Genomic DNA, 25,745 nt, shown 5'->3' with positions numbered 1-25,745 from the left:
TGGACGGGTTTTCCCGTCCACGCTACGAGCAAACGGGGCTTACGTCCGCTCGCGCTCCACCCGGTTCACGCCTGCCACGCGGCGCAGATTGCGAATCAGCTGCGCCAGATGCACCCGGTCGGCGATCTGGATCGTGAAGCGCAGCTGCGTCATCATGTTTTCGTCGTCCTCGTCCATGCCGACATACGTGATGTTAGCGTCGGACTCGCCGATCTCGGCAGCCACACGTGCCAGGATGCCTTTTTCGTTGTTGATCAACAGGCGAATCCGGCAGTCGAAGCGGCGGTTCAGATCGTCGCCCCACTGCACGGCGATCCAACGATCAGGTTCTTTTGCCAGCAGGCGCTTGGCCGTCTGGCAATCGCAGGTGTGCACCACCAGCGCCTGGTCGCGGCGTAACTGGCCCGTGATCTGGTCGCCCGGGATCGGCAGGCAGCATGGCGCCAGCTGGACTGCCACGCCTTCGCTGCCATAGATCGTCACCGGCGCGATGTCGCTGGCCGGCAGCGGCTTGTGCGACGGCAGCAGATCGGGGTCGCCCTCCATCAGGCCGAAGATCTGGCGCGCCACCAGCGTCGGCATGCGCTTGCCGATGCCGATGTCGGCATACACTTCTTCCATCGAATTGGCCGACGACTCGGCCAGCAGCCGCTCGACCACGCTGGCCGGCAGATCCGGCTTGATGTTGCGTACGGCCAGCGCCTGGGTCAGCAGTTCGAGGCCCAGCTCGGCCGACTCGTTGACGTCGACCAGGCGCAGGTGATGGCGGATCGCCGAACGTGCCTTGCCGGTGCGCACGAACGTCAGCCAGGTCGGGCTCGGGCGCGAATCGGGCTGCGTGATGATCTCGACGATGTCGCCGTTGTGCAGCTCGGTGCGCAGCGGTTGTTCTTCGTTGTTGATCTTCACGCCCACCGTATGGTCGCCGATGCCGGTGTGGATCGAGTAGGCAAAGTCGAGCGCCGTCGCGCCGCGGGGCAGGGCGATGATCTTGGACTTGGGCGTAAACACATAGACCGAATCGGGAAACAGGTCGACCTTGACGTGTTCGAGGAATTCGGCCGAGTCGCCCGTTTGCTGCTGGATATCGAGCAGCGACTGCAGCCACGCATGGGTGCGCTGCTGCAGCTCGGACATATTCGATTCGCCCGTCTTGTACAGCCAGTGCGCCGCCACGCCGCTTTCGGCAGTGCGGTGCATGTCCTGCGTGCGGATCTGGAATTCGACCGGCGTGCCGTACGGACCGATCAGCGTCGTGTGCAGCGACTGGTAGCCGTTGATCTTGCCAATCGCGATGTAATCCTTGAACTTGCCCGGCATCGGCTTGTACAGTGCATGCAGGGTGCCGAGGGCCACGTAACACTCGGCCACGCTGTCGACGACGACGCGGAAACCATACACGTCGAGCACCTGCGAAAACGACAGGTGCTTGTTGCGCATCTTTTTGTAGATGCCGTACAGGGTCTTTTCGCGGCCGTGCACTTCGGCTTTCAGGCCGCCGGCCTCGAGCTGGTTCTTGACCGCTTCGAGGATTTTCTTGACCACTTCGCGTCGGTTGCCGCGCGCCGACTTGATTGCCTTGGACAGCGTCTGGTAGCGCACCGGATACAGGTGCGAGAACGACAGGTCCTGCAGCTCGCGGTAGATATTGTTCAGGCCGAGGCGGTGCGCGATCGGCACATACACTTCCATCGTCTCGCCGGCGATGCGGCGTTTTTTTGCCGGAATCATGAAGCCGAGCGTGCGCATATTGTGCAGGCGGTCGGCCAGCTTGATCAGGATGACGCGCACGTCCGACGCCATCGCCAGCAGCATCTTGCGGAAGTTTTCCGCCTGCGCTTCGAGCTGGCTCTGGAATTCGATTTTCTCGAGCTTGGACAGGCCGTCGACAAGGTTGGCGACCTGCGCGCCGAAGCGCTCGATCAGCTCATCCTTCTTGACGTCCTGGTCTTCGATCACGTCGTGCAGCAGCGCGGCCATGATGGCTTGCGCATCGAGTTTCCACTCGGCGCAGATCTCAGCAACGGCAATCGGATGGGAGATATAGGGCTCGCCCGACTTGCGGACCTGGCCCAGGTGCATCTCGTCAGAGAAGCGGTAGGCTTCCTTGACCTTCTTGAGTTCGGCGGGGGTGAGGTATTCGGACAGCTTGGTGATCAGCTGCGTCACCGAAGCCACGCCCGGCACGATGGGGCCGGCGGGCTCGATGAAGTCGGGCGGACGATTGTCTGCCCGCCGCTCGCGCGGAGCGGGGTTGCGTGAAGCAGAATCTGGAGGTAACAGGTTCATTACGTTAATCGTCTGGCTGCGGTGAGATCAGAATAACAGAAGACGGGATAACGCAAATTCAGGCAACCCCGAATGGAATTACATCGGGACTTTTTTCAGCATTTCGATGCCGACTTTACCAGCAGCGATCTCGCGCAGGGCGACGACGGTTGGCTTGTCCTTGGCTTCGACCTTCGGGGTGTGGCCTTGCAGCAGCTGGCGCGCACGATACGTTGCTGCCAGGGTCAGCTGGAAGCGGTTCGGGATGTTCTTGAGGCAGTCTTCGATGGTAATGCGGGCCATGTGTGCTCCTGGGTTGCTGAATGTTGGGTGACAATGAGTGCGACAAAGAGTGAAACAACGCGTGCGGCGCGCCTGCAACGGCGCGCTCGTCAAGATTGTGGATGATTCGCGTGGATTCCCAGCTGGGCAAACAGCGTAGCGTTGCGGGCAGCTTGTTGGGCAAATCGGCAACGTGTCGCTTTGACAATCGCCTGCAGCTCAGCCAGGGCGACGTTAAACTCTTCGTTGATGATAGCATATTCGAAGTCGGGTGCGTGAGCGATCTCGCCGCCCGCCGCCAGCAGGCGCCGGGTGATGATGTGCGGCTCGTCGGTGCCACGTTTGTGCAGGCGTTCTTCCAGCGCTTCGATCGATGGCGGCAGGATGAAAATGCCGGCCGCGTCCGGGAACAGCTTGCGTACCTGGCGCGCGCCTTGCCAGTCGATTTCGAGCAGGATATCCGTGCCGTTTTTCATCTCCTGCTCGACCGACAGGCGGCTCGTGCCGTAGTAATTGCCGTGCACTTCAGCCCACTCGAGAAACTCGCCCCGATCGGCGCGCGTGACGAAATCCTCGGCGCTCGTGAAGTGGTATTCGCGGCCATCCACTTCGCCCGGGCGCGGTGCGCGGGTGGTGGTGGAGATGGACAGTTTGATGCCAGGTTCGTTCGCCAGCAGGGCGTTGACCAGGGTCGATTTGCCGGCGCCGGATGGGGCGGCGACGACGAACAGGCTGCCGGAAAAGGCTTGTGGGAGCATGGCGGGGTCCTTTGTCAGTACGGTGAGTGTGCGGGTAGGGTGCCGCGGGTGTTCATGTTAACGTCGAACGCGTGGACGGCGCAGCCGCCCACCCTACGCAGGTAGGGTGGACGGGTTCCCCGTCCACGCGTTCAACCGGTGCTGGTATCGCTACCGATTCAATTCTGCTGCTTACTCGAGGTTCTGCACCTGTTCACGCATCTGCTCGATGAGCAGCTTGAGCTCCATCGACGCGTCAGCCAGTTCCTTCACCGACGCCTTGGCGCCGAGGGTATTGGCTTCGCGATTGAGCTCCTGCATCATGAAGTCGAGGCGCTTGCCGACCTGGCCACCCTTTTTGAGGATATGGCGCGTCTCGTTCAGGTGCGCCGACAGGCGCGACAATTCTTCGGAGACGTCGATGCGGATGCCGTACAAGGTCACTTCCTGACGGATCCGCTCCAGCACTTCCTGGCGCGTGAGCGTCGATGGATTGCCGTGACCGGCCAGGCCCAGCGCATCCTGCATGCGGTCGATGGCCTTGTTCTGGAATTGCGAAATGACTTGCGGGATCAGCGGCGTGATGCGCTTGACGATCGCTTCCATCGATTCGATGCGCGATTGCAGCATCGTCTCGAGCGCCGCGCCTTCGCGCCGGCGGCTGTCGACGAACGCGGCGATGGTGGTGACCGTGAGCGCGGCGACGTCGGCCTGGAGCGACTCCTGGCCGATGGTCGATTCTTCGATGACGCCGGGCCAGCGCAGCAATTCGGCCACGGTCATGGGCGCGGCCTGCGCGAAGTGACGCGTCACTTCGCCTTGCAGGCGGGCCAGGTCGGCCAGCAGTTCCTGATTGAGCGCCGCGGCGCCGCCGCTGACCTTGCGGCCGAACGAGACACGTACTTCGACCTTGCCACGCTGGATGGCGGCCATGATGGCCGTTCGCAGATCGGGTTCCAGCGCGCGCAAATCGTCATTGATGCGGAACTGCAAATCGAGGAAGCGCGAGTTGACGCTCTTGATTTCGATCGTGAGGGTTCCGGCAGCGCCTTCGCTGGTGGCGACCGCATAACCTGTCATGCTTGAAATGCTCAATGAAATCCCCGGTTTTTATTCTTTACAAAGCCGACATTTATCCACACAATCGCGCTGTTTAGCAAGGAAACCCAATTGGATGGCTGCACAGAATAACGCTCCTCTGCCCGCAGGACTCGAAATTGCCGGATACCGCATTGTAAAGAAAATTGCGTCCGGCGGGTTCAGTATTGTTTATCTTGCCTATGACAGCGAGGGCAATGCAGTGGCCATCAAGGAGTACCTGCCAAGCGCGCTGGCGCTGCGTCAGCCGGGGCAATTGATTCCCGTGGTGGCCAAGCCCCACCTGGCGGTCTTTCGCATCGGGCTGAAGTGTTTTTTCGAAGAAGGCCGTGCCCTGGCGCGCATCGTGCACCCCAACGTGGTGCGCGTGCTCAATTTCTTTCGCGCCCATGAGACCGTGTATATGGTCATGGCCTACGAGTCCGGTCACTCGCTGCAGGAACACATCGCGCGCGCAGCTGCCAAAGGCAATGGCCTGAGCGAAAACTTCGTGCGCCAGGTGTTCCACGGCGTCTGCAGCGGCCTGCGCGAAGTCCACGCCAACAAGCTGCTGCACCTGGACCTAAAACCGGCCAACATTTACCTGCGTACCGACGGCTCGCCGCTGCTGCTCGACTTCGGCGCCGCGCGCCAGACGCTGCACACCGACGCCCCGATGCTCGCCCCAATGTACACGCCGGGCTTCGCCGCGCCCGACCTGTACACACGCGGCGCGGCGCTCGGCCCCTGGACCGATATCTACAGCCTGGGCGCGGCCATGCTCGCCTGCATGAGCCGCTCGACGCCGCCACCGGTCGATGCGCGGCGCATGGACGATCACGTGCCGCGCCACCTGGCGCGCCTGGCAGGCTATTATTCACCGGAGCTGGTCAAACTGGTGGCCGCGTGCCTGGCGCTCGATCCATTGATGCGGCCGCAAAGCGTGTTCGAAATCCAGAAGGTACTGCAGGCGGCGCCGGCCGCGCCGCTGCCCGCGCGGGCCACGGTCCCGTCGGCAGCCAACGTCACGGCCGACGCGGTGGACGCACATGAAGCACGCGGCGGCTGGCGCGGCCTGGTCGACCGTCTCGGCGCATTCCGGCGCGATTAAAGGAAGTCATGCAATTCTCGGTGTATCAACAAAGCCATATTGGCGGGCGCAAGGTCAACCAGGACCGGATGGGCTACTGCTACACCCGCGACGCCTTGCTGCTGCTGCTTGCCGACGGCATGGGCGGGCATCTGGGTGGCGAGATCGCCGCGACCATCGCCCTGCAGACGGTATCGGCGATGTTTCGCCTGCAGGCGCGCCCGTACGTGAAAAAGCCCGAGCGCTTCCTCGAAGAAGCGCTGCTGCAGGCGCACCACGATATCCAGGCCTACGCTGCCAGCCACGGCCTGCCCGAGATCCCGCGCACCACCGTCGTCGCCTGCCTGGTCCAGCATAACTGCGCCGTGTGGGCGCACGTCGGCGACTCGCGCCTGTACTGGGTGCGGCGCAAGCAGGTGCTGGCCTGCACGCGCGACCACTCGCATTTCGAGTACCTGCTCGAGCGTGGGCGCGCCGACCCGTCCGAGCGCAACACGCACCCCGACCGCAATAAGCTGTATAACTGCCTGGGCGCGTCCAGCCCGCCGAAGATCGCGCTGTCGCAGCAGCACAGCCTGCAGCATGGCGATATGCTGCTGCTATGCTCGGACGGTTTGTGGTCCGTGCTGCCCGAAACCGAGATCGTGCACCGCCTGGCCACGAGCGGCGTCGTGCAGGCGGTGCCGGAACTGGTGCAGATGGCCGCCGCCATCGGCGGTGCGCAGGCCGACAACACGACCGCGCTGGCGATCGCCTGGCAGGGCGCGGCCGGCACCATCGATGCCGATGCGCTGAATGTGATCTCGACACAGATGCTGGCCGAGGATGCCGTCAGCTCCACCATCGTCGCGGGCGATCCGCTGCCCGAAGGCAGCGACGCGTTCGACGAAGACGATATCGAAAAAGCCATCGCCGAGATCCGCGAAGCGATCGAAAAATCCTCCCAGCTGCTCAAGTAAGGACCGACCCCATGACCCACCCACCGCGCCCGAGCGGCCGCGCGCCAGACCAGCTGCGCCCGATCGTCATCACCCGCAATTACACGCGGCACGCCGAAGGCTCGGTGCTGATCGAGTTCGGCGACACCAAAGTGATCTGCACGGCCAGCATCGAGGACAAGGTGCCGGCCTTTTTGAAAGGGAAGGGCCAGGGCTGGCTGACCGCCGAATACGGGATGCTGCCGCGTTCGACCCACAAGCGCATGGACCGCGAAGCCGCGCGCGGCAAGCAAAGCGGGCGCACGCAGGAAATCCAGCGCCTGATCGGCCGCTCGCTGCGCGCCGCGTTCAACCTGCATGCGTTTGGCGAGCGCACGCTGCATCTGGATTGCGACGTGATTCAGGCCGACGGCGGCACCCGCACCGCCGCCATCACCGGCGCGATGGTGGCCGCGCACGATGCCTTCAGCACGCTGCTCTCGTCGTGCGCGATCACGGCGCTGCCGGTACGGCATTTCGTCGCGGCCGTGTCGGTCGGCATGGTGGGTGGTGTGCCGGTGCTCGACCTGGACTATCCCGAGGACTCGGAATGCGACACCGACATGAATGTGGTGATGAACGACCAGGGCCACTTCATCGAAGTGCAGGGCACGGCCGAAGGGGCTGCATTCGACCGCGCCGCCATGGACCGCCTGCTCGACCTGGCGCAGGCGGGGATTGCTGACCTGATCCATTTGCAGAAGCAGGCGCTGCGCGTGGGCTGACTGCGGTTGCCCGGTTCCCGGGCGGCAGGCGCGCGAAGCCGGTAAAATGACCGGTTTCCCCACCTGCACCGTGACCACCATGACCCAGCGCCTGATCCTCGCCTCCAACAACGCCGGCAAACTCAAGGAATTCGCCCAGCTGCTCGGGCCCATCGGCCTCGACCTGCATCCGCAGGGCGAATTCGACGTCCCGGAAGCAGAAGAGCCGTTCGGCACCTTCGTTGAAAACGCGCTGGCCAAGGCGCGCCACGCGTCGCGCCTGACCGGCTTGCCGGCGCTGGCCGACGATTCGGGCGTCTGCGTCAATGCGCTTGGCGGCGCGCCCGGTGTGTATTCGGCCCGCTACGCTGGAGAACCGAAGTCCGACGCCAACAACAGCCGCAAGCTCGTCGCCGACCTGTCCACGCTCAGCGACAAGTCAGCCTATTACTACTGCGTGCTGGTCTACGTGCGCCACCCGGAAGACCCGCAGCCAATCATCGCCGACGGCCGCTGGAATGGCGAAATCATCGCCACGCCGCGCGGCGAGAACGGCTTCGGTTACGACCCATACTTTTTGATCCCGTCGCTGGGCAAGACCACGGCCGAACTGGCGCCGGACGAGAAAAATGCGCTGTCGCACCGTGGCCAGGCGCTGCGCGCGCTGGTCGAGAAACTGAAAAACACCTGACATGATCCCCATTAAATTCGTCGGCGAGAACGTACCGCAACCGTTGGCCGGCGAGCCCCGTTCGCCCGCGACGGCCGCGCTGCAATACCTGCAGCCGGGCGCGCTGAACCTGACGGCACTGCCGCCGCTGTCGCTGTACGTGCACTGGCCGTGGTGCGTGCGCAAATGTCCGTACTGCGATTTCAACTCGCACGAAGGCAAGGGCGAGCTGCCCGAGAAGGATTACCTCGACGCGCTGCGCCTGGACCTGGAACAATCGCTGCCACTGATCTGGGGCCGCAAGATCCACACCGTGTTCATTGGCGGCGGTACGCCGAGCCTGATGTCGGCCGCGGGCCTCGATCGCCTGATGTCCGACCTGCGCACCCTGCTGCCACTGGAACTGGACGCCGAGATCACGATGGAAGCCAATCCCGGCACCTTCGAGGCCGAGCGCTTCAAGAGTTATCGCGAGAGCGGCATCAACCGCCTGTCGATCGGCATCCAGAGTTTCAACCCGGCGCACCTGAAGGCGCTCGGGCGCATCCACGACGGCGACGAAGCGCTGCGCGCAGTCGAGATCGCAAAAAACACGTTCGACAACTTCAATCTCGACCTGATGTACGCGCTGCCGTCGCAGACGCTGGCCGAGGCGCGCCATGACCTGGAAACGGCGCTCGCGTTCGCGCCGCCGCACCTGTCGCTGTACCACCTGACGATGGAGCCGAACACGGTGTTCGCGAAGTACCCGCCATCACTGCCGGACGACGACCTGAGCGCCGACATGCAGGACATGATCGCCGAGGTGACGGGCGCCGCGGGCTACGATCACTACGAAGTCTCGGCCTATGCCAGGGCCGGCCGGCGCGCGCGCCACAACCTGAATTACTGGCAGTTCGGCGACTACCTGGGCATCGGCGCCGGGGCCCATTCGAAGATCTCGTTCCCGCATCGCATCCTGCGCCAGGCCCGCTACAAGCAGCCGGCATCGTTCATCGAGGCGGCAAAGCGCGGCAACCCGGTGCAGGAAGAGCACGAGATCGGCCGCACCGACATGGGCTTCGAATTCATGCTCAACACGCTGCGCCTGACCGGTGGCTTCGATCCGAACCTGTTCGGCGAGCGCACCGGGATGAGCATCAACACGATCACGAAGTCGCTCAACGAGGCTGAAGCCAAGGGGCTGATCTACCGCGATCACAAGCTGATCAAGCCGACGGAACTGGGGCAGCGGTTTCTGAACGATTTGCAGGAAATGTTTTTGGCCGAGTAAGCGTCTCGGTTTTTCAGGCCTGCACGACGCCTGCCATCGCGCTGAGCGTGCGTGTGAGGCCGGCCACGACGCGCGCCAGGCCGTCGAATTCGCCCGGTTGCTGCGCCTCGTCGTTTTCATCGGCGGGCAACGGCGCGGTGTAGAAATAGGGGTAGCCGAGAAAGTCGCTGCCGGTGATCAAGAGGGTCGTCGTGGCGGGGCTGCCATCGCCATCGCCATGGCGTGAGAGCGTCAAGCCCATCACGTGGGCCGAGGTCGCCAGCCCGTGGTGCATCAGCTGCGGGTCGCTGCGCAGTGCTGCAAACGCCTGGCGCACGCGCTGCGCCCCATCGGGCGTACCGATGAATGCGATGAAGTTGCCGGCGTCAGTGTCTTCCGCGCCTGACTTCGCAGCCTCCATGAAGAACACGAAGCGGATCTCCGTCCCGGGTGCGGGCCGCAGATCCTTGACGGCGCGCGCCAGTTCGAGCACGGCCGCTGCGCCGACATCACCCCCCGGCCCGACGCGTGCGCCGATCACGAATGTGCGTTCTGGCATGCTGCCTGGCGTCACGCTTGCAAGCGTGGCTTCGATGCTGTGGGTGGCATGGTTGATGCTGTCGCTGTCGATTCGCTGCCTGTGCAGCACGTAGCCATACCGGCGCAGCGATGTGTCGACGTACTGCATGGGGCTGCTTGGCGCGCCCGGCGCGAGAGCCCGGGCATGGGCTTGCAGGCGCGCCGCCAACGGCGTGGTGTCCGACTCGGTCTCGACGGTCAGCGTTGCCAGCACGATCGCAAGCAATATCGCGAGGATGACTTTCCAGTGCGATCTGAAGAAATGTCTCATGGCGTCACACGGCGCCTTGCGGCGCGTCGTCGGCAATCGATGCAACCAGTGTAGCCAATCCCGCCAATATCTGCGGCGCCAGGGGAGGGCAATGCCGCGCTACAACGAGGTACCCACAATCCGTCAAGTCTGCTTTGCGCCAGAACGACGTTACGGCTGTGGCATAGCAAAAAGCCAGATCATATTTCGGATGTGATTGATATTTTTTGCACATCGACTTATGAATATTGCATGGACTTTGATGTACTCTTGGTTGGTATTTTCTGATTTCCTTCGGTTAGCGGCTGGGTCTGCAAGGCGGAAGAATCTTGTTCCCTGGCCTGTTCGTCGCAATGGCGCGACGTTGTCATCAGCAACTTAGGAGCGGACATGGCCACAAATATCGATATTCTGGAAGTGCAAACGCAGCTGCTGAAACTGGGCTTCGATCCGGGCCCAATGGATGGCATATGGGGGCGACGTACGATCGCGGCATTGCGCGCCTTTCAGGAGTCGAAAGGGCTGCAGGTCGATGGCATTCTTGGGCCGAAGTCGCTGAAAGCCTTGTTCGAGGGCGTGGCAGATGACCAGCACAGCATTCCCGGCGAGCTGCCCTGGATGGCCGAAGCGACGAGATTGATTAATACGAGGGAGTTTTTGGGCGACCTCGACAATCCTGTCATCCTTGACTGGGCCGATGACCTCGATATCCATTATCCCGGTGATGAGGTACCGTGGTGTGGTTTGTTCGTCGGGCACTGCATCAACGGTACGCTGCCGGAAGAAACCTTGCCGACAAACTTATTGAGCGCGCTTGCGTGGAAAAATTTTGGCAACGACATTTCACCTCGTTACGGCGCCATCATGGTCTTCTGGCGTATCAGTGAACATAGCGGTAAAGGGCATGTCGGCTTTTATACCGGCGAGGACGACGATGCTTATCGTATTCTCGGCGGCAACCAAAGCAACAGTGTCTGCTATCAGTGGGTATCCAAGACGCGTTTCAAGGCGGCGCTCTGGCCTGCTACTGCCGTATCGTTGGAGGGCTTTGCATCTGCGCGGATGTTTGACCGCGCAGCCGACCTGGCAGCAAGTGGCAACAGGGTGTTTGCGAATACCAGTGCGGGCCTGCATCCACCGCACTGACAAGGACAGGAAGGTGTGCACGTAACCTGCCAGAGGTCACGTGCACAAAAAAAACCGGGCCACGTAGGCCCGTTTTTTATTCACTCGGGTGCCGACGGTAGCATCGCAAGCAACATCGCGAGGATGACTTTCCAGTGTGATCTGAAGAAATGTCTCATGGCGTCACACGGCGCCGTGTGCGCGTCGTCGGCAATCGATGCAGCTAGTGTAGCCAACCCCGCCCACATCTGCGGTGCCCTGGGGAGGACAACGCCGCGCTACAACGCAGTGCGGCGTGGATGCCACAGCGGGAACGATGACCGTCGGCACGTTGCGCATCGTCAACTTCGCCACAGTTTTGCATCGCTAAGATCGGGCGTTGCCGTGTGCTCTGCGGCGTTCATCGTAAGGCGACGACAGTGAAACTCGATCAACTTGCTGCAAGCATCATGGGATTGTCAGACGCAAAACGCGCCATACGTCTTCGTCTATCGGGCGCCAATGGCATCGTCGACGATCTGCTGCTCGTGAAATATGTCAGCGGGGTAGAGACAATGTGTGGCGGGATCGAATATGCGCTGCAATGTGTATGTCTCAGGGCCGGGCTGGCGCTGAAGGACTTCATCGCCAATCCGGTGGAGCTGCAGTTCGTGACCGATACCGGATCGCTCCGCACGGTCTGCGGGATTGTCGGAGGCGCGACGGAGGGGCAGAGCGATGGCGGTCTGGCGACCTATCAGTTGATCGTCCGGGACGCGATTTCTTTGTTGGAGGAAACCTGCAACACGCGGGTATTTCGCAATCGCAGCGAGGTCGACATCACCAATATCATGCTGCGCGAGTGGTGCCAATCCAATCCCATTGTCAGCGCCGCATTTCGCTTCGACCTCAGCGGACTGAAGACATATCCGGCCCGCGAATTCACCATGCAATACAACGAATCCAATGCCGCCTTTCTGCGCCGTCTATGGAAACGGCGCGGCATTGCGTGGTTTATCCGCGCCGGTGCGTCGAATGAACTGGGGAGCGACGACACGCCTGTTCATACGCTTGTGCTGTTTGACCAGCCAAACGCGCTGGAACAGAACCCAGCTGGCCCGGCGCGCTACCACCGCGACCACGCTACCGAGCAACGCGATAGCATCACTGCCTGGCATGCCGTACGCAAGCTGACTGCCGGTCGAGTGGAACGCCAAAGCTGGAACTATCGGTTTGCATGGTCGATGAGCAGCCAGGATACGAGCCTGGCGAATCAGGGCCAGTCAGGCAACCGGTTCGCATCCACTCTTGACGACTACCTGATCGACTCGCCGCACGTCGGCGACAATTCGGACGACTACCGCTACCTTGGCCTTGCGCGCATCCAGCGCAAAGAGTATGAGGCCAAATTCTTCGAGGGAGAAAGTGGCGACCGCGACATGCGCGTCGGGCAGTGGCGCAGCATACGCGGGCACCGCGAAATCGATTCGCATCCGGAAGCGCAGCGTGAGTTTGTCTGCACTGAATTGCGGGTGGAGGCTGAAAACAACCTGCCCACGACCCTGAATGAACGCGCTGACCGGTTATTCACACTGAATCGCTGGAGCGGCGAACTGGTGCGCGCCAGCGCCGAGCGGGGCGTACGTTATACCAATCGATTCACTTGCGTACGGCGCGGCATTCCAATCATTCCTGCCTTCGATCCACGCATCGATCTGCCGCGCACGGCGCCGCAAACCGCCATCGTTGTCGGCCCTGCAAATCAAGAGATTTTTTGCGACGCGCTGGGGAGAATCAAGCTGCGATTTCCGGCGTGTCGCGCACAAGACCATGAGCATGCCAGCGGCGCAGGAACATCGGACAGCGACCAGGATTCGGCGTGGGTGCGTGTTGCGACTGGTTGGGCAGGCAACCGATATGGCGCGATCTCGCTGCCGCGCGCAGGCGATGAAGTTGTCGTCGTATTTTTGGGCGGCGACCCGGACAAGCCGCTCGTGATTGGCAGCGTCCATGGATACCGGACACCGCCCCCGTCTTTCAGCGGCACCAGCGTCCTGCCCGGGGATAGGCACTTATCAGGAATCGTAAGCCGGGAGGACGAGGGGGGACGCGCGAATCAACTGCGCATGGACGATACGCCGGGGCAAATCAGCGCACAGGTCGGGAGCGAGCACGATCACAGTCAACTCAACCTGGGTTATCTCACGCAGCCACGCTGTAATGGCGCCGCCGTGCCACGTGGCGAAGGCGCTGAATTGCGGACAGACGGAGCACTGGCATTGCGCGGTGGTCAAGGCGTCCTGATCAGCGCGGATGCGTCGTTGCGAGCGGCGGGACGGCAGCTGGATCGGGATGGCTTGACTGGACTGGCCGAGGCGCTATCGACCGTACAAAAGCAGCTGGCCGAGCTGGCCGAGGCCCATGAAACAGATGCAGTAGAAGGCGAGTCGTTGTCGCAGGTGAAGTCGCATCTGCAACAGTGGGAACAGGGCAGCAACACGGCAGGGCAAGCTGCAGCAGGGACTGGTGCGCCCATTGTCGCCATCGAGGCACCGGCGGGGGGGATCATTGGCAGTCAGGCTGGCGTCACGATCGGGGCGCAGACGCATGTGGATCTGGTCAGTGTTGGGAATACCCAGCTATCTGCTGGTCGCAAACTGATGCTGCATGCGCTCCAGGGAATCAGCATGTTCGCGCACTCCCTCGGAACCAAACTTGTTGCGGCGAGCGGGAAGGTGGAGATTGTTGCTCAGGATGACAACGTCGAGATCACGTCAGCGAAAAGGATTGTTCTGACGGCGACGGAGGAGATCGTCTTGCAGGCCCCGAAAGTGTCAGTGGTGACGCAGGGCGCGCAGGCGGCATTTGGGGATGGAGCGATTACGCATCAGTGCACCGGGAGTTTTATGGTTAAGTCGGCTAAAGCAGAATTTTCAGGTGCAGGGGATGGAGGGATGCTTTCGTTGCAAATGTATGAAAGTGATGTTGAATACGATCAGCATGTTCGACTGGTTGATTTGTCTACCGGTGAGCCATTAGCGGAGCAACGTTATCGAGTGACTGTTGAAGATGGTCAGGTATTGGAAGGGCGTACAAATGCAGATGGAGTGACTCAGCACTTCTCGTCTGATATCCCATTTGCCCAATATAGGATTGAAGCCATCGACGACTAACTATAGTAAAGGTGAAAATCAGTATTAGATGTCACATTGATGCTATCAGCAGTAAGAATCAAGAAAGGTATGCGATGAAGATTATTCCAAAGAAAAATGGATACAAGCTGCCAATCAATCCAGAGAAAAAACAAGGAAAAATTTCTCAAGGTTTCGTCACGCCTAAACAAGACAAAAATCCACAAGTTCAAAAAATTCCGCCTAAGCGGGTGTTACCAATCGTTTTTATACCGGGAATTATGGGGTCAAATCTGAGAATGACGGAAGCCCGCCAGAAAGAGATTAATGGGACGCATAATATATCCTGGCGGCCAGATAATTCCAGCGTGACTGTGGCGCAATACAACGATAGTCCAATCGAGAGGCAATTGCGTCTGGATCCAGAAAACACTGAAGTTGACACCTACGATCCTTTGAAAAACCCGACCGGAAACCTTGAAGAAAGTTCAGACTCACGCAATCAAAGTGTAACGTATACCTGAGGATATAGAGGTTGGAACAGACTCGATGGGCCCTTACTACAGCCAGATTTGCCGGGGACTAAAAATCGCCGTAATCAGGACCAAAAAGCTCGGGAGCGAGGCTGGGGGGAAATTTATTTTGGAAGTTATCAAAAAGTTCTTGAGGTCTGTGAGAGTAAGCTCAATTCTGCATTTTCAGGCGGCGCAATGGATCTATATTTGCAGACCAATATTCTAAAAATCGACCCAAAAAAGTGGCAGGCAGATCCGAGCATTCTTATGCTCCCCCTTGATGAGAGTTCTATGCGAGACGCCGTTAAAGGGTGTTGGTTCCCAGTACATGCAATGGGTTATAACTGGCTTAAAGGAAATTTTGAATCTGGTGTTGTTATTGCAAAAAAAATTAATACTTTGATTGATAAGTATAAAAGTGAAGGCTTTGAATGTGAAAAAGTAATTCTTATAACACATTCGATGGGAGGGATAGTCGCACGCGCGGTTATACATCCTGCGATTGGAAACGCAAACGATAAAATCTTGGGAGTCGTTCACGGAGTTATGCCTGCCATGGGTGCAGGGGCAGCCTACAAGCGAATGCGTTGTGGCGTTGAGGGCGAATGGACAGCACCGACAGAAAGAATAACAGCAGGGGTTTTGGGAGATAACGCACAAGACGTAACTGCAGTACTCGCGAATGCTCAGGGTGCCTTAGAGCTGCTTCCAAATCAGTTTTACGGGGCTCATTGGCTGGAATTTCGAGATGAGAAGAAAATATTGAAAAGCTGGCCTGCGCAGTGTCCATACGAGGAAATTTATAAAGTAAGAGCGAAGTGGTTTAGTCTGTTCCGAGAACGATGGATTAATCCGGCAAATGCGATAGGAGTTGGAATTCAAAAGACTTTGAATTTATTGGACGACGCTAAGAGCTTCCACGCTAAAATTGAGAATACTTATCACGATCAAAGTTACGCTCACTATGGGGTCGATCCTGATAGAAAGGCTTGGCACAAAGTGACTTGGAAGGTTGATGATGTGGTCGATTCAAAAAATATTGATTCGTTAAAGATTGTGGAAGACAATCGAAAAGGAAGTCTTAGTCTGGTCGATCTGAAAGCACCAGAAGATGTCAGAAAGGTTAATTTTTTAAGTGTCGAGATGCTTGGTCCAGATGCCCCTGGCGATCAAACCGTGCCGTCTCATTCAGCAGATGCACAGCTTTTAAGTAGAAAATTTAAAGGTGTATTCCGACAGCAAGGCTACGAGCATCAGGGGAGTTACTCGAATCCTGTTGTATTGGCATCAACTTTATATTGTCTATTTAAAATAATTTCAACAATGAAATGGAATAAATGATGAGAAGGCTTATTTCTCATTTTTTTGCATGGTTGATTTTTATACTGGCGATATTGTTAGTTATTATAATCGTCAACGGAAGAGAGGGTAAGCTGATGCCGGCGTCTAAGAAAATAGATAAAATATTTGAGCATACACGTATGGTATGTTTTGGACGATTGCGCGTAAAAATTCCAAAGGACGCATCTGTCATCTACGGGCCTATTTCAGTTGATGGAAATATACAGTTTTACCCCGACCAATCCTCGAATATCTCTACACTGGTAAATTCACGTTTGCAAGAAATCAAAGTGGAAAAAAGCTACTTGGCAGATTACTCACTCGCCAAGCTGCCAAAAATTGGAGAAGTCGTCGATGGTATTATCCCAGGTCAGAAAATTATCTTCGGGGCGAAAAGTTCAGTAAGTTATTCGATTCATTCTTATATTCCAATGAAAAATGACCTTTTTATTCACTACATCAGCAGTGCAATGCCCAGTGAGGACAATGTTTCATTGATAAATAAAATTGCTGGTCAGCTCAGATCCCGCTCTGAGAATGAAATTCCTGCAGAAATGGGAATGTGCGTTGAAGGGGGTTTTCTGGAAGTTGATGCAGAATACGAAAATAGTGCTATAGGTATTTATCTAAAAGAAATTCCAGATGTCCGAATTTCTATCGAAGCACGTAGAAACCATGATTATTTGCAAGAGGATAGTGCTCCGGGGCGGCTGCGGCAACAAGCGAAAGAACATGCTGCCAATCTTGGATTAGGAAACTTTTTCTCCAGTATAAAAATGCTACGAGAAGGACCCCGTCAACTGGGAGTCTGGCATGGTGAAGAAATTCTCACCAGGCGACCGGCTTACAAGAATGATACAGATGCACATGAATTCCGGTTCTTCAGCGTTGGTGAGGCAAACAACTCGCTGCATCCTTTGCTGGATATTCGACTCGATTCTGGCGTAAAGGATGACGCGAAAGCCAAGGTCAAACCCACCCTTACAGATGACGAAGCCTTGGCCCTGTGGGACAGATTGCTGCCGTCTATCGACATACGCCAGCCAAGCGATGCAACCGTGGCCAAAAAGCTAAGTCAAAAAGCACCGCTAGGAACTACAATTCAATCAGGCAACGTATGTCCGCAAGCGGGGCAATGGCAATGCACTGACAAGCGAAGAATCGAGGGGGAGCGATCTCGTATATTCTGCGAAGGGGAGAAAATCCCACCAGTGATTGTGGCGGGCCATAAGAGTCTTCTAAGGACACTTATCGGTGACGTTTACCGTATTGCTCAAACTGAATGGCAATTGGTAGCCTATTCCCCACCGTCTTCTATCGCAGAGGAAATCGATGGTCTTTGCGAAGATATCCACAAATCAAAAGATAGCCATGCCTAACGTCATCCGCCTGCACGATCCTACAAGCCACGGCGGCAAGGTCATTGCCGTCGCCGCAACCCATTTCACCGTTGGCGGTATCGCCGTCGCCTGCATTGGCGACACATGTGCATGCCCGATCCACGGTGACGGCACTATTGTGGAGGGCAAGCCTATGCAAACGATAAATGGCAAGCCGGTTGCTTATAACGGCCATAAGACCAGCTGCGGCGCTATGTTAATCTCGACCATCGCGACATTCACCCACAGCTAGGGCGAGCCACGCGTCCGGGCCTTCCAAGCCGACCTTCACATGCAAAAAAAAACCGGGCCACACAGGCCCGGTTCTCATTCACTTCAGCAGCAGCGATGCAACTTACCTCGCCGCCACCGGCGTCCCGCCAGCTTGCGCCGCCGGTTCCACCCAGCCGCCGCCCAGCACGCGATACAACGCGACCTGGTTCTGCAAACGCAGCAGATTGGCCTGCACCGACAATTGCTGCGACTGGAACAGCGAACGCTGTGCATCGAGCAGGTCGAGCTGGCTGGCGGCGCCGCTGCGGAAGCGCAGGTCGGACAGGTTGAAGCGGTCGGCTTCGGCTTCGGTCACGGCAGCTTGCGCACGCAGCTGTTCGCTGTACGTCGCCTGGCCGGCCAGGGCATCCGCCACTTCGCGGAACGCGGTCTGGATCGATTGCTCGTAGCGCGCCACGGCGATGTCGCGCTGGGCACGGGCGGCGCCCAGCGTGGCGGTGTTGCGGCCGTAGTCGAAGATCGGCAGGATCGCCTGCGGTGCGAACGACCAGCCCCAGGTGCCGCTCTCGAACAGGCCCGACAGCTCGGTGCTGGCGCTGCCGGCGCTGCCCGTCAGCGAGATGCGCGGGAAGAAGTTCGCGCGCGCCGCGCCGATGTTGGCGTTGGCTCCGATCAGCTCTTGCTCGGCCGCACGGATGTCCGGGCGGTTAACCAGCAGATCCGATGGCAGGCCGGCCGGCAGGTCGGGCAGCTCGGTCTTGGCCAGCGTGGCGCCGCTCGAGACGTCCGCCGGCAGCGGCTGGCCGACCAGCAGCGTCAGCAGGTTGATGTCCTGGGCGCGGAAGCGCTGTTGCTGCGCCAGCGTGGCCAGGGCCGTTTCAACGAGCGAACGCGATTGCTGGATATCCAGGCGCGATGCGACGCCGTTCTCGAAACGCAGCTGCGTCAGGCGATCCGAATCCTGGCGCGTCTTGAGCGTGTCCTGCGTGATGCGCAGCAGCTCTTCGTCGGCCAGCAGTTGCAGATACGCGTTGGCAACCGATGCGATCAGGCTGATCTGCGTTGTCTTGCGCGCTTCTTCGGTGGCCAGGTATTGCGCCAGCGCGGCTTCGCTCAGGTTGCGCACCCGGCCAAACAGGTCGAGCTCGAACGACGTGACTTGCAGGCCCGCCTGGTACTGGCTGTTGATCGGCTGGTCTTCACCGACGGTCTGGCGGTTGCCGCTGACACCCAGGCCCACCGATGGCAGGCGATCGGCGCGCGTGATGCGGTACTGCGCACGCGCCTGCTCGATGTTGGCAATCGCGATGCGCAGGTCACGGTTGTTGACCAGTGCCTGGTCGATCAGCTGACGCAGACGCGCATCGGCAAAGAACTGCTGCCACGCCACGGCTGCCGGTGCCTGGTTGATCACCGGGCTGGTCGATGCCGTGGCCGCTTGCGGCACAGCCGGGAAGGCGCTTGCCACCGGAGCAGCAGGGCGCTCATAGTCCGGCGCCAGCGACATGCAGCCGGCGAGTGCCATCGACAGCGCCAGTGGCGTGACGATCAGTTTGATGTGTTTAATCATACTTGTTTCCCTTGTTCTGCGGCCTGGCGTTCCTGTTTCTCGAGCTCATGCTGTTTTTCCTGCGCATGGGCATACATCTTGTTCTGGCGCTCGCTGCCCTTGAAGAGCGTACGGACAACGACGAAGAACACCGGCACGAAGATCACGCCCAGCACGGTTGCCGTAATCATACCGCCCATCACGCCGGTACCGATGGCGCGCTGCGATGCCGAACCGGCGCCGCTGGCGATCACCAGTGGCAGCACACCCAGGATGAAGGCGAGCGAGGTCATGATGATCGGACGGAAGCGCAGGTGGGCCGCTTCAAGCGCGGCGTCGAACGGCGACTTGCCTTCGGCTTGCAGGTCCTTGGCAAATTCGACGATCAGAATCGCGTTCTTCGCCGCCAGACCAATGATGGTAATCAAGCCGACCTTGAAGTAGACGTCGTTGGACAAGCCCCGCATATTGGCTGCCAGCAGCGAGCCGAGAATACCCAGCGGCACCACCAGCATGACCGCCACCGGGATGGTCCAGCTTTCATACAGTGCGGCCAGGGCCAGGAACACCGCGAGCAGCGCGAAGCCGATCAGGATGAACACGGTCGAGCCCGAAAGCAGTTCCTCGCGCGACTGGCCGGTCCACTCATACGAGAAGCCAGGCGGCAGACGCTCGGCCAGGCGCTGCATTTCGTCCAGCGCTTCGCCGCTCGAGTAACCAGGCGCCGGTTCACCGGTCAGCTTCATTGCAGGGTAGCCGTTGTAGCGGTTGGTCTGCATCGGGCCGGTGGTCCATTCGGTCGTCGCGAACGACGACATCGGCACCGGCTGGCCCTGGGTATTCATCGCATTGATGCGCAGCAAATCGTCCGGCTGCATACGCTGGGGCGCATCGGCCTGCACGATCACGCGCTGCAGGCGGCCACCGTTCGGGAAGTCGTTGACGTACGACGAACCCATCGATGTCGACAGCGCCGTGTTGATCGCGGCGAAGGTCACGCCCAGGGCTTGCGCCTTGTCGCGGTCGATGTTCAGCTTGAGCTGCGGTGCATCTTCCAGACCTTCCGGACGCATGCCCGTCAAGATCTTGCTTTGCGACGCCATGCCCAGCATCTGGTTACGCGCGGCCAGCAGGGCAGCGTGGCCGTTGCCGGCACGATCCTGCAGGCGGAACGAGAACCCGGTGCCGGTACCCAGTTCCGGGATCGGCGGCGGGCTCACCACGAAGATGAACGAGTCGCGCAGCGCGCCCATGTGACCGGTGATGCGGCCGGCGAACGATTGCGCGTCCTGGCCGTCGCCCTTGCGTTCGTCCCATGCCTTCATCGGGATGAACGCCAGACCCATGTTCTGGCCCTGGCCCGAGAACGAGAAGCCGGTAATGGCCACGATGTTGGCCGTTTCCGGCTGCTTCATCACGAACTCCTCCATCGAACGCAGGACGGCGCCGGTACGTTCGGCAGTCGCGCCTGGCGGCAGCTGGACGTTGGCGATCACGTAACCCTGGTCTTCGTTCGGCAGGAACGAATTCGGAAGGCGCGTAAACAGCACGCCGACCACGACGACCAGCACGGCAAACACGACCATCCAGCGGCCGGCACGCTTCATCAGGGCGCCGACGAAGCCTTCATATTTCTTGGCGCCGGTGGTGAACTTGCGGTTGAACCAGCCGAAGAAGCCCTTCTTGGTGTGATTGTGGCCAGCTTCGATAGGTTTGAGCAAGTGCGCGCACAGCGCCGGGGTCAGCGACAGTGCCAGGAATGCCGAGAAGGCAATCGAGGTCACCATGACCACCGAGAACTGACGGTAGATGTTACCGACCGCGCCAGCGAAGAACGCCAGCGGCACGAACACGGCGATCAGGACGACGGTCACACCGATAATGGCGCCCGAAATCTGGCCCATTGCCTTGCGCGTGGCTTCCAGCGGCGGCAACCCTTCTTCGCTCATGATGCGCTCGACGTTCTCGACCACCACAATGGCATCATCGACGACGATACCAATCACCAGCACCATGCCGAACATGGTCAGCACGTTGATCGAGAAGCCCATCGCCAGCAGGCAGGCGAACGAGCCCAGCAGTGCGATTGGCACCACGATGGTTGGAATCAGCGTGTAGCGGAAGTTCTGCAGGAACAGATACATCACCAGGAACACCAGCACGATCGCTTCGATCAGCGTGTGGACCACTTGCTCGATCGAAATCGAGATGAAGGTGGTGGAGTCGTAAGGAATCGAGTACTTGATACCGTTCGGGAAGAGCTTCTGCAGCTCTGCCATGCGGGCCTTGATCAGTTCCGCGGTTTCAAGGGCGTTACCGGATGGTGCCAGCTGCACGCCGATACCTGCCGATGGCTTGCCGTTCAGGCGCGCCGTGGTGCTGTATGACTGGCCGCCGACTTCGATGCGGGCCACGTCCTTCAGGCGCACGGTCGAGCCGTCCTGATTGGCGCGCAGCACGATGTTGCCAAACTGTTGGACGTTCGACAGCTGGCCCGTCACGATGACAGTGGCGCTGATCTGCTGGCCCTGCGCGATCGGCAAGTCACCGATCGTGCCCGATGCGACCTGGGCATTCTGCTGCGAGATCGCGCTCGTCACGTCGGCCGGCGACAGGTTGTAGCCGACCAGCTTGGTCGGATCGATCCAGATCCGCATGGCCTTTTCGGTACCGAACAGCTGGGCCTGGCCCACACCGGTAATACGCTGGATTTCAGGCAGCACATTGCGCGAGGCGTAGTCGCCCAGCGCAATATTGTCCATCTTCGGGTCATCCGACGACAGGATCGTAAACAGCAGGAAGTTCGAGCGCGACTTGTCGACGCGCACACCTTGCTGCGTTACCGCCGGCGGCAGACGCGGGGTCGCGCGCGACAGGCGGTTCTGAACGTCGACCTGGGCCAGTTCCGGATCAGTGCCGGTCTCGAAGGAAATGGTGATCGAGCCAGTGCCGTTGGCTTGGCTGGTCGATTCCATGTAGATCATGCCCTGGGCACCGTTCATCTCTCGTTCGATAATCGAGATGACGGAATCCTCCAGAGTCTGCGCCGACGCACCCGGGTAGGTGACGTTGACGACGATCGCGGGTGGCGCCACGGATGGGTATTGGGCGATCGGCAACTGCTTGATCGCAACAGTACCCAGCACCATGATGAACAGCGCGATCACCCATGCAAAAATTGGGCGGTCAATAAAAAAACGTGCCATTGAAAAGTCCTGTTCGTTTTATTCTTAGCGGCTGCTGTTGGCCGGGGTCGTTGCACCCGCTGCCGGCGAACCGGAACTCGGGGTGCGCGCACCGGAAGCATTCGCACCAGCGGCGGCCTGAGCACCGGCAGCGTTCGGCTGAGCCGCCGGGGCGCCTGCCTGGGCCGGCGCCTGGGTGCCGGCCGGGGTCCATGGCACCGGCTTGACCGGGGTACCTGGCGGCAGCATCTGCAGCTTCTGGAAGCCGTCGACCATCACTTGTTCGCCTTCTTTCAGGCCGTCGATGACGATCCAGCTCTCGCCTTGCTGCGACGCGATCTTGACCGTGCGGGATACTGGCTTGTTGTCGGCACCGATGACCATCACGGTATCGCCGTTCTGGCCGCCACGGGTGACCGCTTGCTGCGGCACCAGGATGCCGCGCGTTTCCGACTGCGACAGGCGCACGCGTGCGTACTGGCCTGGCAGCAGGGCGTTGTCCGGATTGTCGATGGCAGCGCGCAGCGTGACCTGGCCACTGGTTTCATCGACAGTCACGTCCGAGAACAGCAGCTTGCCCTTGCGAGGCAGCACGGTACCGTCGTCGAGCACGACCGTGACCGGCAGCTCGGCATCGATCTTGCCGCCGGCCTGCTTGCGCAGGCGCTGCAGGTCGTTCGCCGATTGCGTGATGTTCAGGTACATGCGGTCGGTCTGCTGGATCAGGGCCAGCTCGGTCGACTGAGTTGCCGAGACCAGCGCACCTTCAGTGACCAGCGAACGGCCGATGCGGCCGGAGATCGGCGCATTGACGTTGGTGTAGCCCAGATTGATCTGCGCCACGCGAACCTGCGCGCGGGCGGCGGCTACTTCGGCCTCGCCCTGACGTTGCGCCGCGATGGCGTTGTCGAATTCCTGTTTGCTGACGGCAGCGGCTTCGACCAGCGGCTTGTAGCGGTCGGCAATTGCCTTGGCCGCGACCAGATTGGCCTGGGCGCGTGCCAGGTCAGCCTGGGCGGAAGCGACCTGGGCCTGGTACGGCGCAGCGTCGATCTGATACAGCGCCTGGCCCTGCTTGACCATGCTGCCCTCGGTGAACAGACGCTTCTGGACGTTGCCATCGACGCGGGCGCGGACCTGTGCGGTGCGGATTGCCTCGACGCGGGCTGGCAGCTCGGTCTGCAATGCGACGGTTTCGATCTTGGTGGTGATGACACCGGCCTGGACGGCAGGAGCCTGCTGGCCGCCAGGGGCGGCGCCGGCTGGGGCTGCATCTTTCTTGCCGCAGGCGGACAACAGAACCAGGGCTGCCAGGGTGGCGGCAGCGACCCGGGTCAGGGACAGGGACGAGGATTGGGCAGGGCGCATTACGTGTGCTTCCTTCTAGTTAGTAACGCGTCGATGTCACACGCCCGTCATGCAAATATGCGGAGGGTGATATCAACACTGGCTTTTGCAAATAGTTTTATATACTATCACGACTGTATGTAAAATGTTTTGCCCCCTTGGAATTTTGGAGTACCCCCCGAATATGGTCCGCAGGACGAAAGAAGAAGCCGCCGCAACACGCGACAGCATCCTTGACGCAGCAGAAATTTTGTTCGCAAAAAATGGCGTTTCAAGAACGACTTTACAGCATATCGCTACTGCGGCGGGCGTGACGCGCGGTGCGATTTATTGGCATTTTGTCGACAAGGGCGCCGTGTTCAGCGCCATGATGCAACGCGCCACGATGCCGATGGATGCCGCCGTGAAGCTGGCAGGCGAACGCGCGGACACCGATCCGCTGCAAAGCCTGCGCAACGAAATGCTGGCGGTGCTGCAAATCGTGGAAGGCGACGAAAAGGCGCGCCGCGTGTTCGAGATCGCCACGCTCAAGACCGAATTTACCGACGAGGTCGATTCGGCGCGCGCGCACAAGCGCGAATCCGTGGCGCGCTGGCGCGGCCGGCTGCAGGAGCAGTTCACGCAAGCCATGGCCGACGGCACGCTGCCGGCCACGGTCGATCCACGCAAGGCGTCGATGTCGGTCTGGGTCATGCTCGACGGCCTGATCCGCAACTGGATCTTCGAGCCGGGCGCATTCGAGCTGGTCGACCTGGGCGCGGAGCTGATCGATACCTACATGGCAGGCTTGCGCGCACGCTGAGCCCCGGCTTTACACATGTAAATCCAAGAAAAAAGCGGGGGTCAGGTCTGACATTCGGACACGATCTCGACAGTCGATCAAAAAAAGCGGGGGTCAGGTCTGACATTTGGACACGATCTCGACAGTCGGGGAGCCGGGATTAGCTAACACCAGGCCATGTTAGTACTGGGCACGACACCGTTAATAGTGGCCAAGGCTGAGGTCGTGTCCGAATGTCAGACCTGACCCCGGCTGTGTGCCCCCGGCTGTGAGACGTTTGTTTGTACAGATGTAAAACAACAAAAAACCCGGCCGCAGCCGGGTTTTTGTTTGGGCAACTGGTGTGCTTAGCGCATGCCTTCGATCATTACTTTCAGCTTGATCGAATCGACCACGAACGCGCGGATTCCTTCGGCCAGCTTTTCGGTCGCCATCGCATCTTCATTGAGCATGAAGCGGAACGTCTTTTCGTCGATCGCGATCTTCTCGATATCGGCGCTGTCGTCCTTGACCAGCTTGCGCTCGAACGGCGCGTCGCTGTCGGCCAGCTTTTGCAGCAGGTCCGGCGAGATCGTGAGCAGGTCGCAACCGGCCAGCTCGAGGATCTGCGACGTGTTGCGAAAGCTTGCGCCCATCACTTCGGTGGCGTAGCCGAATTTGCGGTAGTACTGGTAGATGCCCTTGACCGACTGCACGCCCGGATCGTCGGCGCCCTGGTAATCGGTGCCGGTCGACTTCTTGTACCAGTCGTAGATGCGGCCGACGAACGGCGAAATCAGCTTGACGCCCGCTTCGGCGCAGGCCACGGCCTGGCACAGCGAGAACAGCAGCGTCAGGTTGCAGTGGATGCCGTCTTTTTCCAGGATCTCGGCAGCGCGGATGCCTTCCCAGGTCGAGGCGATCTTGATCAGCACGCGCTCGCGCGACACGCCCGCCGCTTCGTACAGCGCGATCAGTTCGCGGCCCTTGGCCACCGTGGCCTCGGTATCGAACGACAGCGCCGCATCGATCTCGGTCGACACGCGGCCTGGCACGAACTTGAGGATTTCCACACCGAAGGCGATCAACAGGCTGTCGATGATGCCGTCGATCGACGCGTCGGGCGCGTTGGCGATGGCTTTCTCGAGCAGCGGGCGGTATTCGGGCTTTTGCACGGCCTTCAGGATCAGCGACGGGTTGGTGGTCGCGTCCTGCGGCGTGTAGGCCTTGATCGACTGGAAGTCGCCGGTGTCGGCAACGACGGTGGTGAATTGCTTGAGCTGTTCGAGTTGGTTCATGGTGGTCTCTTGAATA

At 59.9% G+C, this 25,745-nt stretch carries 21 protein-coding genes; 12 read left to right on the top strand and 9 right to left on the bottom strand.

The features are described from left to right. Window positions 1-39: 39 nt before the first annotated feature. From AC56LY_RS14510 to AC56LY_RS14495, 4 genes are all read right to left on the bottom strand, one after another. Window positions 40-2,289, bottom strand: coding sequence for a RelA/SpoT family protein (locus AC56LY_RS14510; protein WP_499580617.1), 2,250 nt, complete (start codon window positions 2,287-2,289; stop codon window positions 40-42). 78 nt (window positions 2,290-2,367) lie between these two features. Next, window positions 2,368-2,571 carry a DNA-directed RNA polymerase subunit omega gene (rpoZ, locus tag AC56LY_RS14505; protein WP_019922806.1) on the bottom strand — a complete coding sequence of 68 codons (204 nt, stop codon included), beginning with the start codon at window positions 2,569-2,571 and terminating at the stop codon, window positions 2,368-2,370. A gap of 89 nt (window positions 2,572-2,660) precedes the next feature. Continuing rightward, window positions 2,661-3,308, bottom strand: coding sequence for a guanylate kinase (gene gmk / locus AC56LY_RS14500; RefSeq protein WP_499580615.1), 648 nt, complete (start codon window positions 3,306-3,308; stop codon window positions 2,661-2,663). 171 nt (window positions 3,309-3,479) lie between these two features. Next, the gene (locus AC56LY_RS14495; RefSeq protein WP_499580613.1) at window positions 3,480-4,367 is read right to left on the bottom strand and encodes a YicC/YloC family endoribonuclease; all 888 of its coding nucleotides are present in this window, start codon (window positions 4,365-4,367) and stop codon (window positions 3,480-3,482) included. Between the two features lie 94 nt (window positions 4,368-4,461). On the opposite strand from AC56LY_RS14495, the gene AC56LY_RS14490 reads away from it, so the two are divergent. The 5 genes from AC56LY_RS14490 to hemW all read left to right on the top strand — a co-directional run bounded on the left by AC56LY_RS14490 (window position 4,462) and on the right by hemW (window position 9,078). Further along, the gene (locus AC56LY_RS14490) at window positions 4,462-5,475 is read left to right on the top strand and encodes a serine/threonine-protein kinase (protein WP_499580611.1); all 1,014 of its coding nucleotides are present in this window, start codon (window positions 4,462-4,464) and stop codon (window positions 5,473-5,475) included. A gap of 8 nt (window positions 5,476-5,483) precedes the next feature. Continuing rightward, window positions 5,484-6,413 carry a PP2C family protein-serine/threonine phosphatase gene (locus AC56LY_RS14485; RefSeq protein ID WP_499580609.1) on the top strand — a complete coding sequence of 310 codons (930 nt, stop codon included), beginning with the start codon at window positions 5,484-5,486 and terminating at the stop codon, window positions 6,411-6,413. A gap of 11 nt (window positions 6,414-6,424) precedes the next feature. After that, a complete protein-coding gene (rph, locus tag AC56LY_RS14480) occupies window positions 6,425-7,156 on the top strand; it encodes a ribonuclease PH (protein ID WP_499580607.1) in 732 nt (243 codons plus the stop codon). 79 nt (window positions 7,157-7,235) lie between these two features. Continuing rightward, entirely contained in the window at window positions 7,236-7,826 is a 591-nt protein-coding gene (rdgB, locus tag AC56LY_RS14475) for an RdgB/HAM1 family non-canonical purine NTP pyrophosphatase (protein ID WP_499504254.1), read from the top strand. A gap of 1 nt (window position 7,827) precedes the next feature. Continuing rightward, complete coding sequence (gene hemW, locus AC56LY_RS14470; protein WP_499580605.1) at window positions 7,828-9,078, top strand: radical SAM family heme chaperone HemW; 1,251 nt, start codon at window positions 7,828-7,830, stop codon at window positions 9,076-9,078. A gap of 13 nt (window positions 9,079-9,091) precedes the next feature. Here hemW and AC56LY_RS14465 read toward each other — a convergent pair whose 3' ends face one another. Beyond that, the gene (locus tag AC56LY_RS14465) at window positions 9,092-9,907 is read right to left on the bottom strand and encodes a zinc-binding metallopeptidase family protein (RefSeq protein ID WP_499580603.1); all 816 of its coding nucleotides are present in this window, start codon (window positions 9,905-9,907) and stop codon (window positions 9,092-9,094) included. 369 nt (window positions 9,908-10,276) lie between these two features. Between AC56LY_RS14465 and AC56LY_RS14460 the strand changes: the two genes are divergently transcribed. The 6 genes from AC56LY_RS14460 to AC56LY_RS14435 all read left to right on the top strand — a co-directional run bounded on the left by AC56LY_RS14460 (window position 10,277) and on the right by AC56LY_RS14435 (window position 17,609). Next, complete coding sequence (locus tag AC56LY_RS14460; protein ID WP_499580601.1) at window positions 10,277-11,032, top strand: NlpC/P60 family protein; 756 nt, start codon at window positions 10,277-10,279, stop codon at window positions 11,030-11,032. Between the two features lie 398 nt (window positions 11,033-11,430). After that, entirely contained in the window at window positions 11,431-14,163 is a 2,733-nt protein-coding gene (locus AC56LY_RS14455) for a type VI secretion system Vgr family protein (protein WP_499580599.1), read from the top strand. A gap of 74 nt (window positions 14,164-14,237) precedes the next feature. After that, window positions 14,238-14,645: a hypothetical protein gene (locus AC56LY_RS14450; protein WP_499580597.1), complete on the top strand. Its 408-nt coding sequence runs from the start codon at window positions 14,238-14,240 to the stop codon at window positions 14,643-14,645. A 48-nt stretch (window positions 14,646-14,693) separates the two neighbouring features. Next, a complete protein-coding gene (locus AC56LY_RS14445) occupies window positions 14,694-15,977 on the top strand; it encodes a PGAP1-like alpha/beta domain-containing protein (protein WP_499580595.1) in 1,284 nt (427 codons plus the stop codon). Continuing rightward, window positions 15,974-17,356: a T6SS immunity protein Tli4 family protein gene (locus AC56LY_RS14440; protein ID WP_499580593.1), complete on the top strand. Its 1,383-nt coding sequence runs from the start codon at window positions 15,974-15,976 to the stop codon at window positions 17,354-17,356. Before AC56LY_RS14445 ends, AC56LY_RS14440 begins: the two co-directional genes overlap by 4 nt. Beyond that, window positions 17,349-17,609, top strand: a complete 261-nt coding sequence (locus tag AC56LY_RS14435) for a PAAR domain-containing protein (protein ID WP_499455406.1) — start codon at window positions 17,349-17,351, stop codon at window positions 17,607-17,609. Before AC56LY_RS14440 ends, AC56LY_RS14435 begins: the two co-directional genes overlap by 8 nt. Window positions 17,610-17,711: 102 nt before the next feature. Here AC56LY_RS14435 and AC56LY_RS14430 read toward each other — a convergent pair whose 3' ends face one another. From AC56LY_RS14430 to AC56LY_RS14420, 3 genes are read right to left on the bottom strand one after another with little or no spacing between them, the layout of a single operon-like run. Next, window positions 17,712-19,160, bottom strand: a complete 1,449-nt coding sequence (locus tag AC56LY_RS14430; protein ID WP_499580591.1) for an efflux transporter outer membrane subunit — start codon at window positions 19,158-19,160, stop codon at window positions 17,712-17,714. Further along, window positions 19,157-22,345 carry an efflux RND transporter permease subunit gene (locus tag AC56LY_RS14425; RefSeq protein ID WP_499580589.1) on the bottom strand — a complete coding sequence of 1,063 codons (3,189 nt, stop codon included), beginning with the start codon at window positions 22,343-22,345 and terminating at the stop codon, window positions 19,157-19,159. Before AC56LY_RS14425 ends, AC56LY_RS14430 begins: the two co-directional genes overlap by 4 nt. A gap of 24 nt (window positions 22,346-22,369) precedes the next feature. Continuing rightward, window positions 22,370-23,692: an efflux RND transporter periplasmic adaptor subunit gene (locus tag AC56LY_RS14420; RefSeq protein WP_499580587.1), complete on the bottom strand. Its 1,323-nt coding sequence runs from the start codon at window positions 23,690-23,692 to the stop codon at window positions 22,370-22,372. A 124-nt stretch (window positions 23,693-23,816) separates the two neighbouring features. On the opposite strand from AC56LY_RS14420, the gene AC56LY_RS14415 reads away from it, so the two are divergent. Beyond that, the gene (locus AC56LY_RS14415) at window positions 23,817-24,473 is read left to right on the top strand and encodes a TetR family transcriptional regulator (protein WP_307732143.1); all 657 of its coding nucleotides are present in this window, start codon (window positions 23,817-23,819) and stop codon (window positions 24,471-24,473) included. A 326-nt stretch (window positions 24,474-24,799) separates the two neighbouring features. Here AC56LY_RS14415 and tal read toward each other — a convergent pair whose 3' ends face one another. Beyond that, a complete protein-coding gene (gene tal / locus AC56LY_RS14410; protein WP_499580585.1) occupies window positions 24,800-25,729 on the bottom strand; it encodes a transaldolase in 930 nt (309 codons plus the stop codon). Window positions 25,730-25,745 lie beyond the last annotated feature (16 nt).

The sequence above is a fragment of the Telluria sp. ZT3P25 genome, from assembly GCF_059685895.1.
This window is presented reverse-complemented; position numbering and strand designations above follow the sequence as displayed.

Coding starts and splice junctions, on each gene's coding strand:
- AC56LY_RS14440 (WP_499580593.1), top strand. CDS start 15,974: ATGATGAGAAGGCTTATTTCTCATTTTTTTGCATGGTTGATTTTTATA.
- AC56LY_RS14425 (WP_499580589.1), bottom strand. CDS start 22,345: ATGGCACGTTTTTTTATTGACCGCCCAATTTTTGCATGGGTGATCGCG.
- AC56LY_RS14430 (WP_499580591.1), bottom strand. CDS start 19,160: ATGATTAAACACATCAAACTGATCGTCACGCCACTGGCGCTGTCGATG.
- AC56LY_RS14460 (WP_499580601.1), top strand. CDS start 10,277: ATGGCCACAAATATCGATATTCTGGAAGTGCAAACGCAGCTGCTGAAA.
- AC56LY_RS14415 (WP_307732143.1), top strand. CDS start 23,817: ATGTTTTGCCCCCTTGGAATTTTGGAGTACCCCCCGAATATGGTCCGC.
- rpoZ (WP_019922806.1), bottom strand. CDS start 2,571: ATGGCCCGCATTACCATCGAAGACTGCCTCAAGAACATCCCGAACCGC.
- AC56LY_RS14490 (WP_499580611.1), top strand. CDS start 4,462: ATGGCTGCACAGAATAACGCTCCTCTGCCCGCAGGACTCGAAATTGCC.
- AC56LY_RS14450 (WP_499580597.1), top strand. CDS start 14,238: ATGAAGATTATTCCAAAGAAAAATGGATACAAGCTGCCAATCAATCCA.
- rph (WP_499580607.1), top strand. CDS start 6,425: ATGACCCACCCACCGCGCCCGAGCGGCCGCGCGCCAGACCAGCTGCGC.
- AC56LY_RS14465 (WP_499580603.1), bottom strand. CDS start 9,907: ATGAGACATTTCTTCAGATCGCACTGGAAAGTCATCCTCGCGATATTG.
- AC56LY_RS14420 (WP_499580587.1), bottom strand. CDS start 23,692: ATGCGCCCTGCCCAATCCTCGTCCCTGTCCCTGACCCGGGTCGCTGCC.
- gmk (WP_499580615.1), bottom strand. CDS start 3,308: ATGCTCCCACAAGCCTTTTCCGGCAGCCTGTTCGTCGTCGCCGCCCCA.
- tal (WP_499580585.1), bottom strand. CDS start 25,729: ATGAACCAACTCGAACAGCTCAAGCAATTCACCACCGTCGTTGCCGAC.
- AC56LY_RS14510 (WP_499580617.1), bottom strand. CDS start 2,289: ATGAACCTGTTACCTCCAGATTCTGCTTCACGCAACCCCGCTCCGCGC.
- rdgB (WP_499504254.1), top strand. CDS start 7,236: ATGACCCAGCGCCTGATCCTCGCCTCCAACAACGCCGGCAAACTCAAG.
- AC56LY_RS14435 (WP_499455406.1), top strand. CDS start 17,349: ATGCCTAACGTCATCCGCCTGCACGATCCTACAAGCCACGGCGGCAAG.
- hemW (WP_499580605.1), top strand. CDS start 7,828: ATGATCCCCATTAAATTCGTCGGCGAGAACGTACCGCAACCGTTGGCC.
- AC56LY_RS14495 (WP_499580613.1), bottom strand. CDS start 4,367: ATGACAGGTTATGCGGTCGCCACCAGCGAAGGCGCTGCCGGAACCCTC.
- AC56LY_RS14485 (WP_499580609.1), top strand. CDS start 5,484: ATGCAATTCTCGGTGTATCAACAAAGCCATATTGGCGGGCGCAAGGTC.